Annotated in this window: 9 protein-coding genes, 1 tRNA gene and 2 rRNA genes; 10 read left to right on the plus strand and 2 right to left on the minus strand. The window is 70.5% G+C overall.

Annotated elements, in window-relative coordinates; translation table 11 throughout:
- The 3 genes from QMF80_RS13665 to QMF80_RS13675 form a co-directional block, all read left to right on the plus strand.
- Positions 1-95, plus strand: a 23S ribosomal RNA gene (locus QMF80_RS13665); the annotation flags it as partial.
- Between the two features lie 75 nt (positions 96-170).
- Positions 171-287, plus strand: a 5S ribosomal RNA gene (gene rrf, locus QMF80_RS13670).
- Positions 288-292: 5 nt separating this feature from the next.
- Positions 293-368 (plus strand) — tRNA-Thr (locus QMF80_RS13675).
- Here the strand turns inward: QMF80_RS13675 and QMF80_RS38300 are convergent.
- On the minus strand, positions 339-692 hold the full coding sequence (locus QMF80_RS38300; protein WP_502962837.1) for a mycothiol transferase: 354 nt from the start codon (positions 690-692) through the stop codon (positions 339-341). The two genes, QMF80_RS13675 and QMF80_RS38300, sit on opposite strands and share 30 nt — an antisense overlap.
- 66 nt (positions 693-758) lie before the next feature.
- A complete protein-coding gene (locus QMF80_RS13685; RefSeq protein ID WP_502962842.1) occupies positions 759-3,317 on the minus strand; it encodes a SpoIIE family protein phosphatase in 2,559 nt (852 codons plus the stop codon).
- A gap of 188 nt (positions 3,318-3,505) precedes the next feature.
- Between QMF80_RS13685 and QMF80_RS13690 the strand changes: the two genes are divergently transcribed.
- The 7 genes from QMF80_RS13690 (at position 3,506) to QMF80_RS13720 (ending at position 17,042) form a co-directional block, all read left to right on the plus strand.
- Positions 3,506-9,070: a HAMP domain-containing protein gene (locus QMF80_RS13690; RefSeq protein ID WP_283452925.1), complete on the plus strand. Its 5,565-nt coding sequence runs from the start codon at positions 3,506-3,508 to the stop codon at positions 9,068-9,070.
- Between the two features lie 274 nt (positions 9,071-9,344).
- Positions 9,345-10,025, plus strand: coding sequence for a response regulator (locus tag QMF80_RS13695; RefSeq protein ID WP_283452927.1), 681 nt, complete (start codon positions 9,345-9,347; stop codon positions 10,023-10,025).
- A gap of 215 nt (positions 10,026-10,240) precedes the next feature.
- Positions 10,241-13,057 (plus strand): FtsK/SpoIIIE family DNA translocase, encoded by a 2,817-nt coding sequence (locus QMF80_RS13700; protein ID WP_283452928.1) that lies wholly within the window; start codon positions 10,241-10,243, stop codon positions 13,055-13,057.
- A 239-nt stretch (positions 13,058-13,296) separates the two neighbouring features.
- Positions 13,297-14,187: a helix-turn-helix domain-containing protein gene (locus tag QMF80_RS13705; RefSeq protein WP_283452929.1), complete on the plus strand. Its 891-nt coding sequence runs from the start codon at positions 13,297-13,299 to the stop codon at positions 14,185-14,187.
- 136 nt (positions 14,188-14,323) lie between these two features.
- The gene (rimO, locus tag QMF80_RS13710) at positions 14,324-15,835 is read left to right on the plus strand and encodes a 30S ribosomal protein S12 methylthiotransferase RimO (RefSeq protein WP_283452931.1); all 1,512 of its coding nucleotides are present in this window, start codon (positions 14,324-14,326) and stop codon (positions 15,833-15,835) included.
- Complete coding sequence (pgsA, locus tag QMF80_RS13715; RefSeq protein WP_283452933.1) at positions 15,832-16,488, plus strand: CDP-diacylglycerol--glycerol-3-phosphate 3-phosphatidyltransferase; 657 nt, start codon at positions 15,832-15,834, stop codon at positions 16,486-16,488. The genes rimO and pgsA overlap by 4 nt, the downstream gene beginning before the upstream one ends.
- Positions 16,485-17,042: a CinA family protein gene (locus QMF80_RS13720; RefSeq protein ID WP_502962838.1), complete on the plus strand. Its 558-nt coding sequence runs from the start codon at positions 16,485-16,487 to the stop codon at positions 17,040-17,042. The genes pgsA and QMF80_RS13720 overlap by 4 nt, the downstream gene beginning before the upstream one ends.
- Positions 17,043-17,059: the final 17 nt, after the last annotated feature.

A 17,059-nucleotide genomic window follows, 5' to 3' on the forward strand; every position in this document is an offset into this window, starting at 1 on the left:
AAGGCTCCCAGTAGACGACTGGGTTGATAGGCCAGATGTGGAAGCCCGGCAACGGGTGGAGCTGACTGGTACTAATAGGCCGAGGGCTTGTCCTCAGTTGCTCGCGTCCACTGTGTTAGTTCTGAAGTAACGAACTGTGCCTATATCCGGTTTGGTTAACTTCATAGAGTTTCGGTGGTCATAGCGTTAGGGAAACGCCCGGTTACATTTCGAACCCGGAAGCTAAGCCTTTCAGCGCCGATGGTACTGCAGGGGGGACCCTGTGGGAGAGTAGGACGCCGCCGAACAACCCGCCCTTTTAGCTCAGTCGGTAGAGCGTCTCCATGGTAAGGAGAAGGTCAACGGTTCGATTCCGTTAAAGGGCTCCAAAGAAAAAGGCCCCCACCAATTGGTGGGGGCCTTTCTTGCGTTCCCCGGCAGGTTCGCCGGAGGAACGACCAGTAGTAGCCGACGCGGCCGTCGAGGAGTTCACGGCTCGTGTCCAGCTGATCGGCGTGCCGGGCCGTTTCCTCGATCATGTGGATCAGCATCCAGCGCAGCGAGGCAGCGCCGGACGTGAATGCCGTGCCGCGGCCGACGGACGGCCCGCGGCGCACCCGGCACAGGGGCTGCCCCAAGGGGCCAGGGTGTCGAGCGGGAGCGCGAGGGCGCGGGTGGAGCGGACCTCGGGAGACGGCAAGCGGTGTTCGCACGCGCCGGCCTCCGCGATACGGGCGGCTTCCGGGGCCCCGGGGGCTCCTGGGGCCCCGGAAGGACGGTCAGTCTCCCGGGCGCGGCTGGGGGACGCGGAAGGCGAGGATGGCCATGTCGTCCGAGGCGGGTTCGGCGGCGAAGCGTTCCACCGCGCGCAGGACGCGCGCGGCCACCGCGCCCGCGGTCAGGCCCGTACAGGTGGTCAGGACCTCGGCGAGGCCGTCGTCGCCGAGCATCCGGGTGCCCTCGCGGCGTTCGGTCACGCCGTCCGTGACGCAGAGCAGGACATCGCCCGGGTCCAGGGTCAGGGTCTGCTCGTAGAGGTCGAGGTCCTCGATCACGCCGAGCAGGGGCTGGGGTTCCGCGGCCGGGACGACCTCGCCGTCGGGGCGCAGGCGCAGCGGGAGCGGGTGGCCCGCGCAGACCACCTTCATCAGGGCGCTGCCGTCGGGCTGCGGGTGGAGCTCTCCGTAGAGGAGGGTGAGGAAGCGGCTGCGGGCGCCCTCGTCGAGGATGGCCGCGTTGAGGCGCTCCAGGACCGCCGGGCCGCCGAGGCCCTCACGGGCGAGCAGGCGCAGCGCGTGCCGGGCGAGGCCGGTGACCGCCGCGGCTTCTGGGCCCGTACCGCAGACGTCGCCGATGGCGAAGCCGTACACACCGGTGCGGATCGGGAAGACGTCGTAGAAGTCGCCGCCCACCTCGTTGCCCTCGCCCGCCGCGCGGTAGATGACCTCGACCTCGATGCCGGGGATGGCGGGGGAGCCGGGCGGGAGGAGGCTGCGCTGGAGCGAGCGGCTGATCGCGGTGCGCTCGGAGTAGAGGCGGGCGTTGTCGAGGGCGAGGGCGGCCCGGCGCGAGAGGTCCTCGGCGAGTTCGAGGATCTCCTGGCGGAAGTGGTCCTCGCTGGGCTTGCCGAGGGTGAGCAGGCCGATGACGCGGTTGCGGGCCATCAGGGGCAGGACGACGGTCTCGCCGCCGACGGCCTCGGCGGCCTCGGGCCAGGGGCGGGCGCCCGCCTCGCGGAGGGCTTCCGGCGGGAGGACCCGGGACAGCAGGACCTTGAGGTCGTCGATGCGTTCCTCGTCCTCGTGCAGGACGAAGGAGAGGAAGGGGTCCGAGGACTGGTCGGCGATCGTGTAGACGGCACACCAGGTGGCCAGGGTCGGCACCGTCATCTGTGCCATCAGCGCGAGGGTCTGATCGCGGTCGAGGGTGCCCGCGAGCAGGTCGGAGGCCTCGACGAGGAAGGAGAGGGAGCCGCGGCGCAGGCGTTCCAGCTCGCCGAGGCGGGCGGACTCGACGGCGAGGGCGATCCGGTCGGCCGCGAACTGCAGGCGCACGGCGTCCTCGTTGGAGTAGCGGCCCGGGCCCTCGGCGGCGATGCCGAGGGAGCCGGTGAGGCGGCCCTCGACCTTGAGGGGGACGGTGACCGCGGAGCGCATGCCGGTGGATTCCAGCAGCGGGACGGCCCCGGGGACGGCGGCGAGGTCGTCGTGGACCGCGGGCATCCGGGCGGAGCCGTACCGGTTGGTGCCCGCCTCGACGGGGACGCGGGCGAAGCGCTGGCGGGTGGAGGGCAGGCCGGTGGTGGCCCGTACCTCCAGTTCGGTCTCGTCGTCGGTGGCCAGCAGGAGGAAGGCGGAGTCGGCGTCGAGGAGGTCGCGGGCGCGTTCCACGGTGCGCTGGAGCAGGCCGTCGAGGTCGTCGGGGGCGGGGGAGCCGATGAAGATCTCGAAGGGGTCCACGGCGCGCTGCTCGGTCAGCTGGCTCCCGTCGACGGGAACCCTGACCGGGGTCTGCAGGAGGGCGCGCTCGTCGTCGTGGACGAGCAGGCAGACGATGGAGGGCTCGCCGTGGGCGTCGCGAACGCGCAGGTGGGAGGCGTAGACGGGGATGACCCGGCCGTCGGCGCCGCGGAGGCCGTAGCTGCCCTCCCAGCGGGACAGGCGCAGGGCCTCGGCGATGCCGGTGCCGGTGCCGGGGGTCTGGGGCCAGGCGGCGAGTTCGGCGAGGGGACGCCCCACGGTCTTCTCGCCGGGGTGGCCGAACATCTGCTCGGCGTCATCGTTCCAGGCGCTGATCCGGTCCGTGCCGTCGATCTGGACGACGGCGACCCGTACGCGGCTCTCGGCGAGGGGCAGCAGCTGGTCGGGGACCACGGGCCCGGCGGAGCGGGTACCGACCGGACGGTCCGGGAGGTCGAGGCGGAACCACACGTGTTTGTGGGTGGAGGTGTACTCCACGCCCCAGCGGGTGGCGAGGGCGGCGCAGAGCATCAGGCCGCGGCCGCTCTCGCGGTCCGGGTCGGCGTACGGCCGGTCTCCCGGGTACTGGAGCGGGAGGGCGCGTTCCGGATAGCGGTCGGCGACCTCCACGCGTACGCCGTCCTCGGCGCGCAGGCACAGGACCTCGGCCCGGGTTCCGGCGTGCACCACCGCGTTGGTGACCAGCTCGCTGGTGAGGACCACGGCGTCGTCGACGATGTCCGCGAAGCCCCAGCCGTGCAGGGTGTCGCGGACGAAAGCGCGGGCGGCGGCGACCGAGCGCCCGAGTGGATCGAAGTTGGCAGCCGCCCGTGCCGTGATCACAAGTCTCCTTCGCCGCGGTTGGACATCGGGTGCCAGGTTACTTACCTTCGCGGGCGGTGCGGTGCGGTCGTCCGGTATTCCCTCCACAGGGTGCGGACAGTGTGCGAAGGTGCCGAAGTGTTATGGCCTGGTTCGGCCGGGGTGAAACACTGGGCAGGCTTGGAGAACCGGGTCGCACGAAGTCAGAGGCCTGGTGGGCGGTCGACCCTTTCGGGAGGGACACGGTGGAGTCTGGCGTAGCAGCGCGCAGGACAGGTGCGCGTGCGAAGGGCGGACGGTCCCGGCGGGGCAGCACGACGGAAGTCGATACGGCCGCGCTGAACCGGCTGCTCACTGCTTTGGTGTCGATGCGGGACGGGAACTTCCGCAAGCGGCTGACGGTGTCCGGCGACGGTGTGATGGCGGAGATCGCCGCCGTCTACAACGAGGTTGCCGACCGCAACCTGCACCTGACCGGCGAGCTGTCCCGGGTCCGGCGGATGGTGGGGCGCGAGGGCAAGCTGAGCGAGCGGCTGGAGACGGGGGCCTGCGAGGGCTCCTGGGCGGCCGCGATCGACGCCTCGAACCAGCTGGTGGACGATCTGGCCCGGCCGGTGTCCGAGGTGGGCCGGGTGCTCTCCGCGGTCGCCGAGGGCGATCTGGACCAGCGGATGGACCTGCGGACGCAGGCCGCCGAAGGGGTCGGGCACCCGCTGCGCGGGGAGTTCCTCAAGATCGGCCGGACGGTCAACAACCTGGTCGACCAGCTGTCGGCGTTCACCGACGAGGTGACCCGGGTGGCGCTGGAGGTCGGTACCGAGGGCAAGCTCGGCGGCCAGGCCCAGGTGCGCGGAATGTCCGGTTCTTGGAAGGACCTGACCGATTCCGTCAACACCATGGCGTACCGGCTCACCGCGCAGGTACGTGACATTGCTCTCGTCACGACGGCGGTGGCCAAGGGCGATCTGTCGCGCAAGGTCACCGTGCACGTGGCCGGCGAGATGCTCCAGCTGAAGAACACCGTGAACACCATGGTGGACCAGCTGTCCTCCTTCTCCTCCGAGGTGACCCGGGTCGCCCGCGAGGTGGGTACGGAGGGCGAGCTGGGCGGCCAGGCGAAGGTGCCCGGGGTCGCGGGCGTGTGGAAGGACCTGACGGACTCCGTCAACACCATGGCGGGCAACCTGACCGCCCAGGTGCGCGGGATCGCCCAGGTGACGACGGCCGTGGCCAGCGGTGACCTGTCGCAGAAGGTGACGGTGAGCGCGCGGGGCGAGGTGGCCCAGCTCGCCGAAACGATCAACCAGATGACCGAGACCCTGCGGACCTTCGCGGACGAGGTCACCCGGGTGGCGAGCGAGGTCGGTGCGAAGGGTCTGCTCGGCGGCCAGGCGCAGGTGCCGGGCGCCGCGGGTACCTGGAAGGACCTCACCGATTCGGTGAACACGGTCTTCCGGAATCTCACCACGCAGGTCCGGGACATCGCGCAGGTGACGACCGCGGTGGCCAACGGCGACCTCTCGCAGAAGGTCACCGTCAATGTGGCCGGCGAGATGCTGGAGCTGAAGAACACCGTCAACACGATGGTCGACCAGCTCCAGTCCTTCGGCTCCGAGGTGACGCGGGTGGCCCGCGAGGTCGGTGTCGAGGGCGAGCTGGGCGGTCAGGCGCAGGTGCCGGGGGCCGCCGGTACGTGGAAGGACCTCACCGACTCGGTGAACACCGCCTTCCGCAACCTCACCGGTCAGGTCCGCAACATCGCGCAGGTGACGACGGCGGTGGCCAACGGCGACCTGTCGCAGAAGGTCACGGTCGACGTCTCCGGCGAGATGCTCCAGCTGAAGAACACCGTGAACACGATGGTGGACCAGCTGTCGTCCTTCGCCGACCAGGTCACGCGGATGGCGCGGGACGTGGGTACGGAGGGCAGGCTGGGCGGTCAGGCCCGGGTCGAGGGGGTGTCCGGTACCTGGAAGGAGCTGACCGACTCGGTCAACTTCATGGCCGGGAACCTGACCTCGCAGGTGCGCCAGATCGCCCAGGTGACGACGGCGGTGGCGCGCGGTGACCTGTCGCAGAAGATCGACGTGGACGCGCGGGGCGAGATCCTGGAGCTGAAGAACACCATCAACACGATGGTGGACCAGCTTTCGGCCTTCGCCGAGCAGGTGACCCGGGTGGCCCGGGACGTGGGGACGGAGGGCCGCCTCGGCGGTCAGGCCCAGGTGCCCGGCGTGGCCGGGGTGTGGCGCGATCTGACCGACTCGGTGAACGGCATGGCCGGGAACCTCACCTCGCAGGTCCGCAACATCGCGCAGGTCGCGACGGCGGTGGCGCGCGGTGACCTGTCGCAGAAGATCGACGTGGACGCGCGCGGCGAGATCCTGGAGCTGAAGAACACCCTCAACACCATGGTCGACCAGCTCTCGAACTTCGCGGAGCAGGTCACCCGGGTGGCCCGCGAGGTGGGCACCGAGGGCATCCTGGGCGGCCAGGCGGAGGTGAAGGGGGTCTCCGGCACCTGGAAGGACCTCACCCAGTCGGTCAACTTCATGGCGAACAACCTGACCTCGCAGGTCCGCAACATCGCCGAGGTGACCACGGCGGTCGCGATGGGCGACCTGTCGAAGAAGATCACGGTCGACGCCAAGGGCGAGATCCTGGAGCTGGTCACGACCGTCAACACGATGGTCGACCAGCTGTCCTCCTTCGCGGAGCAGGTGACCCGGGTGGCGCGCGAGGTGGGCTCCGAGGGCATCCTCGGCGGTCAGGCCCGGGTGCGCGGGGTGACCGGCATCTGGAAGGACCTGACGGACAACGTCAACCTGATGGCCAACAACCTGACGTCGCAGGTGCGCAACATCTCGCAGGTCTCGGCGGCGGTCGCCAACGGCGACCTGACGAAGAAGGTCACCGTCGAGGCGCGCGGCGAGGTCGCGCAGCTCGCCGACACCGTGAACACGATGGTCAAGACCCTGTCGTCCTTCGCCGACGAGGTCACGCGCGTGGCCCGCGAGGTGGGTACGGAGGGCCGTCTGGGCGGTCAGGCGCACGTGCCCGGGGTGTCCGGGACCTGGAAGGACCTCACCGACTCGGTGAACTTCATGGCCTCCAACCTCACCGGTCAGGTCCGCCAGATCGCCATGGTCACGACGGCCATCGCCAAGGGCGACATGACCAAGAAGATCGACATTGATGCCCGGGGCGAGATCCTGGAGCTGAAGACCACCATCAACACGATGGTCGACCAGCTGTCCTCCTTCGCCGACCAGGTCACCCGGGTCGCGCGCGAGGTGGGCACCGAGGGCATCCTCGGCGGTCAGGCCCGGGTCCGGGACGTCGACGGCACCTGGCGCGACCTGACCGAGTCCGTGAACGAGATGGCGGGGAACCTCACCCGGCAGGTGCGCGCCATCGCGGCCGTGGCCACCGCGGTGACCCGCGGCGATCTCAACCTCAAGATCGACGTGGACGCGGCGGGCGAGATCCAGGTCCTCCAGGACAACATCAACACGATGATCGCCAACCTGCGCGACACCACCCTGGCCAACAAGGAGCAGGACTGGCTCAAGGGCAACCTGGCCCGGATCTCGGCGCTCATGCAGGGCCGCCGGGAGCTGGACGACGTGGCCTCGCTGATCATGAGCGAGCTGACCCCGGTGGTCTCGGCGCAGCACGGGGCGTTCTTCCTGGCGCTGCCGTCCGGCGGCGCCACCGAGATCGGTACCGACGGGGGCCATGGCGGCGCGTACGAGCTGCGGATGCGCGGCAGTTACGCGTACGCGGGCGCTCAGATGCCGACCTCCTTCCGGCCGGGGGAGGGGCTGATCGGTACGGTCGCCGAGGAGAAGCGGACCATCCTCGTCGAGAACACCCCGCCCGGCTACCTCAAGATCTCCTCGGGGCTCGGCGAGGCGCCGCCCGCACACGTGATCGTGCTGCCGGTGCTCTTCGAGGGGACCCTGCTCGGCGTGATCGAGCTGGCCTCCTTCCAGCCCTTCACACAGATCCAGAAGGACTTCCTCAGCCAGATCGCCGAGATGATCGGTACGAGCGTCAACACGATCAGCGTCAACTCCAAGACGGAGATGCTGCTCAAGCAGTCGCAGGAGATGACCGAGCAGCTGCGCGAGCGCTCCGACGAGCTGGAGAACCGGCAGAAGGCCCTCCAGGCCGCCAACGCCGAACTGGAGGAGAAGGCCGAACTGCTGGCCCAGCAGAACCGGGACATCGAGGTGAAGAACACCGAGATCGAGGAGGCCCGGCAGGTCCTGGAGGAGCGCGCCGAGCAGCTCGCGGTCTCGATGCGCTACAAGTCCGAGTTCCTGGCGAACATGTCGCACGAGCTGCGCACCCCGCTCAACTCGCTGCTGATCCTGGCCAAGTTGCTCGCCGACAACGCGGACGAGAACCTCTCGCCCAAGCAGGTGGAGTTCGCCGAGACCATCCACGGGGCGGGTTCCGACCTGCTCCAGCTGATCAACGACATCCTGGACCTGTCGAAGGTCGAGGCGGGCAAGATGGACGTCTCGCCGACGCGGATCGCGCTGGTGCAGCTGGTCGACTACGTGGAGGCCACCTTCCGGCCGCTGACCGCGGAGAAGGGGCTGGACTTCTCGGTGCGGGTCTCGCCGGAACTCCCGGCCACCCTGCACACCGACGAGCAGCGGCTGTTGCAGGTGCTGCGCAACCTGCTGTCCAACGCGGTGAAGTTCACCGACGGGGGAGCGGTGGAGCTGGTGATCCGGCCCGCCGGGGCGGACGTACCGCAGGCGATCCGGGAGCAGTTGCTGGAGGCCGGGTCGCTGCGGGAGGCGGACGCGGACCTGATCGCCTTCTCCGTGACCGACACCGGGATCGGGATCGCGGCCAGCAAGATGCTGGTGATCTTCGAGGCGTTCAAGCAGGCGGACGGTACGACGAGCCGAAAGTACGGCGGCACCGGGCTCGGGCTGTCCATCAGCCGGGAGATCGCGCGGCTGCTGGGCGGTGAGATCCACGCGGCCAGTGAGCCGGGGCGCGGGTCCACCTTCACCCTGTACCTCCCGCTGCACCCGAGCGAACTGCCGCCGCAGGGGTACGCGCAGCCCGCGCCCGGGGGCCGCGGGGACCTGTACCGCAGGGCCGCCGAAGTGGCCTCCGCGCTGCCCGTGATGCCCGAGCTGCCCGCGGCTCCGGTAGCTCCCGCCGGGCCCGCGGTGCCCGTACAGCCCGTGGCGGCGCTGCCCGCCGGGCAGGGGGGTGCGGCGTCGGCCGGGTCCGCCGGGGGCCAGGGGCACAGTGGTGCGGCGCTGTTCCGGCGGCGCCGCAAGGCGATGGGCGAGCCGGGCACGCGGCCCGGGGCGCCGGGCGCGCAGAGCGGGGAGCAGCGGATCGAGGACGTGTGGGGCAGTTCGGAGGATGAACTTCCGGTTGTGCCCAGGACGTACGACTTCCATGGCGAGAAGGTGCTGATCGTCGATGACGACGTGCGCAACGTCTTCGCGCTGACCAGTGTGCTGGAGCAGCACGGACTGGTGGTGCTCTACGCCGAGAACGGGCGCGAGGGCATCGAGGTGCTGGAACAGCACGACGACGTCACGCTCGTCCTGATGGACATCATGATGCCGGAAATGGACGGGTACGCCACGACCTCGGCGATCCGGCGGATGCCGCAGTTCGCGGGGCTGCCGATCATCGCGCTGACGGCGAAGGCGATGAAGGGGGACCGGGAGAAGGCGATCGACTCCGGAGCTTCCGACTATGTCACCAAGCCCGTCGATCCCGACTTCCTGCTGTCGGTGATGGAGCAGTGGATGCGCGGCAAGTGATCGACTGGAGAGCGAAGAGATATCAATTGCTGACGCAGTGTGTCCGCACCGGTGTGGGAGAGCGGTATACGGGGAACCTTCTGCTCCCCCACACCGTTTCTGCTTCGTGCACAGTGACATCCTGGTGACAGGGTGTGGCGATCTCGGGACTGGGGCTACGATGACCGGCACAAGGACGGACGGCGCACGGAAGCCGCCCGCTGGGGCGGGACCCGGGCTGAGCGCTGGCGCCAGGATCCGGGGAGGCCCCATGCCGGGGCGAGGAGGACAGGGCATGGTGCAGAAGGCCAAGATCCTCCTGGTCGACGACCGGCCGGAGAATCTGCTGGCGCTGGAGGCCATCCTCTCCGCGCTCGATCAGACACTGGTCAGGGCGTCGTCGGGGGAGGAAGCGCTCAAGGCGCTGCTGACAGACGATTTCGCGGTCATCCTGCTGGATGTGCAGATGCCCGGGATGGACGGGTTCGAGACGGCCGCGCACATCAAGCGGCGGGAGCGGACCCGGGACATCCCGATCATCTTCCTCACCGCGATCAACCACGGTCCGCACCACACGTTCCGGGGCTATGCCGCCGGGGCGGTGGACTACATCTCCAAGCCCTTCGACCCGTGGGTGCTGCGGGCCAAGGTCTCGGTCTTCGTCGAGCTGTACACGAAGAACTGCCAGCTGCGGGAGCAGGCGTCGCTGCTGCGCCTCCAGCTGGAGGGCGGCGGCTCGGGCGACGTCGAGGGCAAGGAGACGGCGGGGCTGCTGGCCGAGCTGTCCGCCCGGCTCGCGGCCGTCGAGGAGCAGGCGGAAGCGCTCACCAAGCAGCTCGGTGAGGAAGCGGCCGATCCGGCCGTGGTCGCCACCGCCGCGCACCTGGAACGGAAGCTGACCGGACTGCGGCGGGCGCTGGACGCGCTGGAGCCCGGCACGGGCGGCGGGCCGTCGATCCTGCCCGCGCAGCTCTGAGGGAACGGGCTGAGCGGGCGGGCCGGGCGGACGGGTTGAGCGGACGGGTTGAGCGGACGAGCCCGTCGGCCCGGCCGTCCGGCCCGCCCCGGCCCGCTCGGTGAGTCCGCGTCAGGTCTGGCCGTACGTCAGATGACGCACGGGGACTCCGACACGAACGGGTGAAGGGGTGGGCACGCGTGTCCACCGGCGTGCGCACCGGTAACCTCGGGGCCATGGCCTCACGTACGTCCGGCAAGGGTTCCCAGAGCGCCGCGGGTGCCGCGAAAGCCCGCACCGGCCGTACGACGGCGCCGGCGAAGAAGGGTGCCGCGCCCTCGGGAAAGCCGCCCGCGAAGAGGGCCGCGGCCGCCAAGCGCGGCCCGGTCAGGAAAACCGCGCCCAAGCCCGCACCGTCCCCCACCGGGGGCGTGGTGCGGCTGGTGCGCGCGATGTGGCTCGGCCTCGCGCACGCCATCGGCGCCGTCTTCCGCGGCATGGGCCGCGGGGCGAAGAACCTCGACCCGGCCCACCGCAAGGACGGGGTGGGGCTGCTCCTGCTAGCCCTCGCGCTGATCGTCGCCGCCGGAACCTGGTCGAATCTGAGCGGTCCCGTCGGGGATCTGGTCACGATGCTGATCACCGGTGCCTTCGGACGCCTCGATCTGCTCGTCCCGGTCCTGCTCGGCGTCATGGCGGTCCGCTTCATCCGCCACCCCGAGCAGAGCGACGCCAACGGCCGGATCGGCGTCGGGCTGACCGCCCTGGTGATCGGGGTCCTCGGCCTGGTCCACATCGCCTGCGGCGCGCCCGGCCGGGACGAGGGCACCACCGCCATGCAGAACGCGGGCGGACTGATCGGGTGGGGCGCCTCCAAACCCCTCATCTTCACCATGGGCGCGCCGCTGGCCGTGCCCATGCTGGTGCTGCTCACCGTCTTCGGACTGCTCGTGGTCACCGCCACCCCCGTCAACGCGATCCCGCACCGGCTCCGCAGGCTGGGCATCCGGCTCGGCGTGATCGCGCCGAACGCCTACGACGAGGCCTACGCGCGCCAGGAGGGCGAGCGGCACGATCCCGAGCGGTGGAGGGCCTCCGGGCAGGGCCCCGCGGGACCTGCGGACCCGGCCGACCCGGAGGGCTCCGCCGAGGAGGAGGCGCTGGCCGCCCGGCGGCGCAGGCCCCGGCGCGCGCCGGGGCGCCCCGCCATGGACCGGGAGATGGACGCGGTGGACGTGGCCGCCGCGGCGGCGGCCGCCCTGGACGGGGCGGTGTACGGCGGAATGCCACCCTCCCCCCTGGTCGCCGACCTCACGCACGGGCTCACCCCGGGGCGCGAGGGAGCGGAGATCACCACACCGGTGCCGCTGCCGCCCGCCCGTGAGGAACGCGGCGAGCGCGGGCGGACGGGCGCCCCGGTGATCCCGCCCGTCCCCGCGACCCCGCCGACCGCGGCTCCGCCCGCCGCCGTCCCGGCCGCGGCGTCGGCCGCGCCCGTCGGCGTTCCCGACCTCACCAAGACCCCGCCGCAGACCCAGCAGCTGCCGCCGCGCGCCGAGCAGCTCCAGCTGCGCGGGGACATCACCTACTCGCTGCCCTCCCTCGACCTGCTGGAGCGCGGCGGCCCGGGCAAGACCCGCAGCGCCGCCAACGACGCGGTCGTCGCCTCGCTGAGCAACGTCTTCATGGAGTTCAAGGTCGACGCGAAGGTCACCGGCTTCACCCGGGGCCCGACGGTCACCCGCTACGAGGTGGAGCTGGGCCCCGCGGTGAAGGTCGAGCGGATCACCGCCCTGGCCAAGAACATCGCCTACGCCGTGGCCTCGCCGGACGTCCGGATCATCAGCCCGATCCCCGGCAAGTCGGCGGTCGGCATCGAGATCCCGAACACCGACCGCGAGATGGTGAACCTGGGCGACGTACTGCGCCTCGCGGACGCCGCCGAGGACGACCACCCGATGCTCGTCGCGCTCGGCAAGGACGTCGAGGGCGGCTACGTCATGGCCAACCTCGCGAAGATGCCGCACGTGCTGGTCGCCGGAGCCACCGGCTCCGGAAAGTCCTCCTGCATCAACTGCCTGATCACCTCGGTGATGGTGCGGGCCACCCCGGAGGACGTCCGGATGGTGCTGGTCGACCCCAAGCGCGTCGAGCTCACGGCGTACGAGGGCATCCCGCACCTGATCACGCCGATCATCACCAACCCCAAGCGGGCCGCCGAGGCCCTCCAGTGGGTCGTGCGCGAGATGGACCTGCGCTACGACGACCTGGCGGCCTTCGGGTACCGGCACATCGACGACTTCAACAAGGCCATCCGCGACGGCAAGATCAAACTGCCGCCGGGCAGCGAGCGGGAGCTGAGCCCCTACCCGTACCTGCTGGTGATCGTCGACGAGCTGGCCGACCTGATGATGGTCGCGCCGCGCGACGTCGAGGACTCGATCGTCCGCATCACCCAGCTGGCCCGCGCGGCGGGCATCCACCTGGTGCTCGCCACCCAGCGCCCCTCGGTGGACGTGGTCACCGGACTGATCAAGGCGAACGTGCCCTCGCGGCTGGCCTTCGCCACCTCCTCGCTCGCCGACAGCCGGGTCATCCTCGACCAGCCCGGCGCCGAGAAGCTCATCGGCAAGGGCGACGGGCTGTTCCTGCCGATGGGGGCGAACAAGCCCACCCGGCTCCAGGGCGCCTTCGTCACCGAAGAGGAGATCCAAGGGATCGTCCAGCACTGCAAGGACCAGATGGCTCCCGTCTTCCGGGAGGACGTCACCGTCGGGCAGAAGCAGAAGAAGGAGATCGACGAGGAGATCGGCGACGACCTCGACCTGCTGTGCCAGGCGGCGGAGCTGGTGGTCACCACCCAGTTCGGCTCCACCTCGATGCTCCAGCGCAAGCTGCGGGTCGGCTTCGCCAAGGCCGGACGGCTGATGGACCTGATGGAGTCGCGGGGCATCGTGGGGCCGAGCGAGGGCTCCAAGGCACGCGACGTGATGGTCAAGGCGGACGAGCTGGACGGGGTGCTCGCGGTGATCCGGGGGGAGACCGGATCGTGACCCGGTCGTAAAGAATCCGAGGGCAACCGTTTCCCCTGGCGGCTCGTCAAGTTGAGGGAAGGGGACGGCGCCGTGCGCGCCGCCCTCTCGGATCCCGTAGAGATCCGGTACGGATCCGCCGTGGGAGTCCCGGCGCCATACGGATGGCGTACGGAGGCTTCCCTCCGGTTGCTCCACCCTTTCGTCACCCCCCTAGACTGGACATCCAGCAGGTGGCTACACGCTCGAAAGGCGCCCTCGTGTCCATCGGCAACTCCAAATCCCCCGAAGATGACCGGCCTTCGACCGACACCGACGACGTGATCGTCGAGCGGCCCGCGGCCGGTCCGTCCATCGGGACGGCCCTCCAGCAGGCCCGGATCGCCGCCGGGCTCACCGTCGACGAGGTCAGTTCCACCACCCGCGTGCGCATCCCGATCGTGCACGCGATCGAGCAGGACGACTTCACGCGCTGCGGCGGCGACGTCTACGCCCGCGGCCACATCCGTACGCTCGCCCGCGCCGTGCACCTTGATCCGGAACCCCTGGTCGAGAGCTACGACGCGGCTCACGGCGGCCGTCCGGCCCCCACCCCCGCCGCCCCCATGTTCGAAGCGGAACGCATCCGCCCCGAGCGGCAGCGGCCCAACTGGACCGCGGCCATGGTCGCGGCGATCGTCGCCGTGATCGGCTTCGTGGGCTTCACCGCCCTCAAGGGCGGCGGCGACGACACCAAGCGGCCGGTGGCGGAAGGTTCCGCCTCCCCGCAGGCCGCACCCAAGCAGCCCGGCGTGAAACCGGCGGTCCCGCCCCAGAAGCTCCCCCAGGCACCCAAGCCGGAGCCCTCGGACAGCGCCCTCGCGGCCGCTCCCAAGGACATGGTCACGGTCGTCCTGACGGCCAGTACCGGCGAGAGCTGGATCTCCGCGAAGGACCACAGTGGTCGCCTGCTCTTCGACGGAACCCTCCTGCCCGGTGACTCCAAGACCTTCACCGACAAGCAGTCCATCGATCTCGTACTCGGCGACGCCGGGGCCGTCCAGCTCTTCGTGAACGGCAAGGAGATCAAGGGCGGGTTCCAGTCGGGGCAGGTGGAACGCCTCACCTACACCAAGGACGATCCGCGTCAGGGCACCGCCCAGGCGGGCTGACCGGCCGTTCCACCCGTTTTCACCTGCGGTTTCCACAGACCCCGGGGTGCGGCGCCGCGCCCCGGGGCACCCGCCGGCGGGACCCGGCCCCGGACGGGGGCGGGGGCCGGTGCCGGGACGAAGTAGTCTTGAGTCCATGCCCGAACGCCGTACCGTCGCCCTTGTCACTCTTGGCTGCGCCCGTAACGAGGTGGACTCGGAGGAGCTCGCAGGCCGCTTGGCGGCGGATGGCTGGGAGCTCGTCGAGGACGCCGCGGACGCGGACGTAGCCGTCGTCAACACCTGTGGCTTCGTCGAAGCCGCCAAGAAGGACTCCGTAGACGCCCTGCTGGAAGCCAATGATCTCAAGGATCACGGGCGGACCCAGGCCGTCGTAGCCGTCGGCTGTATGGCCGAGCGCTACGGCAAGGAACTCGCCGAAGCGCTCCCCGAAGCCGACGGAGTCCTCGGTTTCGACGACTACGCCGACATCTCCGACCGCCTCCAGACCATCCTCAACGGTGGCGTCCACGCCTCCCACACCCCGCGTGACCGGCGCAAGCTGCTGCCGATCAGCCCGGCCGCCCGCCAGGACGCGGAGGTCGCACTGCCGGGCCACGCCCAGGAGCCGGTGGCCGAGGAGGCCCCCGCGGACCTGCCGGACGGGCTCGCGCCCGCCTCCGGGCCGCGCGCGCCCCTGCGCCGCCGCCTCGGCAACAGCCCCGTCGCCTCCGTCAAGCTCGCCTCCGGCTGCGACCGCCGCTGCTCCTTCTGTGCCATCCCCTCCTTCCGCGGCTCCTTCATCTCGCGCCGCCCCAGCGACGTGCTGGGCGAGACGCGCTGGCTCGCGGAGCAGGGCGTCAAGGAGATCATGCTGGTCTCCGAGAACAACACCTCGTACGGCAAGGATCTCGGCGACATCCGCCTGCTGGAGACCCTGCTGCCCGAGCTGGCCGAGGTGGACGGCATCGAGCGCGTCCGCGTCAGCTACCTCCAGCCCGCCGAGATGCGGCCCGGCCTGATCGACGTACTCACCTCGACCCCCAAGGTCGTCCCGTACTTCGACCTGTCCTTCCAGCACTCCGCCCCGGACGTGCTGCGCGCCATGCGCCGCTTCGGTGACACCGACCGGTTCCTGGAACTGCTCGACACCATCCGTTCCAAGGCCCCCACGGCCGGCGTGCGGTCCAACTTCATCGTCGGCTTCCCCGGCGAGAAGGAATCGGACTTCGCCGAGCTGGAGCGTTTCCTCACCCACGCCCGCCTCGACGCCATCGGTGTCTTCGGCTACTCCGACGAGGACGGCACCGAGGCCGTCACCTACGAGAACAAGCTGGACGCCGACACCATCGCCGAGCGCCTCGCGCACATGCAGCGCCTCGCCGAGGAGCTGACCTCCCAGCGCGCCGAGGAGCGGATCGGGGAGACCCTGGAGGTACTCGTCGAGACCGTCGTCGGGATCGACGACGAGGCCGAGGACGCCGCGGGTGCCTACGGGCGCGCCGCGCACCAGGCGCCCGAGACCGACGGCCAGGTCGTCTTCACGGACGGCGCGGGCCTGGTCCCCGGGCGTATCGTCACGGCAAAGGTGGTCGGCACCCTCGGTGTGGACCTGGTGGCGGAGCCCCTGGGCACCGAGTTCGGAGATCTTGAGGAGGCGGCCGGATGACCGGAGTCCCGGCGCCCGCGGCGGGCGGGACCGGCAGTCGGCCCGCGCCCGGCGCGAAGCTGGGGGCCGCGGCCGTCAACCAGGCCAGCCTGTGGAACATCGCCAACATCCTGACGATGATCCGCCTCGTGCTCGTGCCGGGCTTCGTCCTGCTGCTGCTCGCCGACGGGGGCTACGACCCCGTCTGGCGGGCGCTGGCGTGGGGGGCCTTCGCCGTCGCCATGATCACGGACATCTTCGACGGACACCTCGCCCGGACCTACGACCTGGTCACGGACTTCGGCAAGATCGCCGACCCCATCGCCGACAAGGCGATCATGGGGTCGGCTCTGGTGTGTCTGTCCTGGCTCGGCGACCTGCCGTGGTGGGTGACCGGCGTGATCCTGGGCCGCGAGCTGGGGATCACGCTGCTGCGGTTCTGGGTCATCCGGTACGGGGTGATCCCGGCCAGTCGGGGCGGGAAGCTCAAGACCCTCGCCCAGGGCACGGCGGTGGGCATGTACGTGCTCGCGCTGACCGGACCGCTGGCGACCTTCCGGTTCTGGGTCATGGCGGTGGCCGTACTTCTTACAGTCGTCACCGGTTTGGATTACATTCGCCAGGCCGTCGTACTGCGCAGGCAGGGGATCGCGGCGGAGCGGGCCGCGCTGTGACGGACGGGGCGAGGGCGTCCGGGGGGTCCCCGGAGAGCCGTGAGGCGGCGGGGGTCGCCGCCCATGTCCTGGAGCTGCTCGCGGAGAGTGACCAGACGGTCGCCGTCGCGGAGTCCCTCACCGGCGGACTCGTCGCCGCCGAGCTGACATCCGTTCCCGGCGCCTCGCGGTCCTTCCGCGGCTCGGTCACGGCCTACGCGACGGACCTCAAGCACCGGGTGCTCGGTGTGGACGCCGAGCTGCTCGCGGCGCACGGCGCGGTGAACGCGCAGGTCGCGGAGGGTATGGCGGCGGGAGTACGCCGCGAGCTGGACGCCACGTGGGGCATCGCGACCACCGGCGTGGCCGGTCCGGAGCCCCAGGACGGGCAGCCGGTGGGGACGGTTTTCATCGCCGTCGCGGGTCCTGCGGGCAGGAAATCAGCCCGGCTGAGGTTGAACGGCTCCCGGGCGGAAATCCGTAGAGAGAGTGTACGGACAGTGCTCGAACTTCTCTCGAGCGAACTCGGCGAGAATCGGCGAAGGCAGGACAGGGAACGGAACGGGGGGATTTGATGTTTGCAGCCCTGAGT

Source organism: Streptomyces sp. G-G2 (genome assembly GCF_030063135.1).
GTDB lineage: Bacteria > Actinomycetota > Actinomycetes > Streptomycetales > Streptomycetaceae > Streptomyces.